Origin of the sequence: Escherichia sp. AM3 (assembly GCF_032029835.1) — a bacterium.
GTDB classification, from domain to species: domain Bacteria; phylum Pseudomonadota; class Gammaproteobacteria; order Enterobacterales; family Enterobacteriaceae; genus Escherichia; species Escherichia coli.
This window is the reverse complement of record NZ_JAVUPQ010000827.1, coordinates 1-299: the sequence shown is the minus strand read 5'-3', so window position 1 is coordinate 299 and position 299 is coordinate 1. Positions and strand designations below refer to the sequence as shown.

Sequence of the window (299 nt, the reverse complement as noted above, 5' to 3'; positions counted from 1 at the left end):
TCGCGCGTGTCGTGCCTGCGCGGAAGATCTGACAATGGCGAGTCTGCTTGGCATTAACACCGACCGGGTGATTGCGCTGACCTTTGTGATTGGCGCGGCGATGGCGGCGGTGGCGGGTGTGCTGCTCGGTCAGTTCTACGGCGTCATTAACCCCTACATCGGCTTTATGGCCGGGATGAAAGCCTTTACCGCGGCGGTGCTCGGTGGGATTGGCAGCATTCCGGGAGCGATGATTGGCGGCCTGATTCTGGGGATTGCGGAGGCGCTCTCTTCTGCCTATCTGAGTACGGAATATAAAG

At 59.5% G+C, this 299-nt stretch carries 1 protein-coding gene; it reads left to right on the top strand.

What is annotated here, in order from left to right; all coding sequences use genetic code 11:
* The coding region (locus tag RTW80_RS28580) for an ABC transporter permease subunit (protein ID WP_409415337.1) at positions 1 to 299 on the top strand (299 nt) is incomplete at both ends.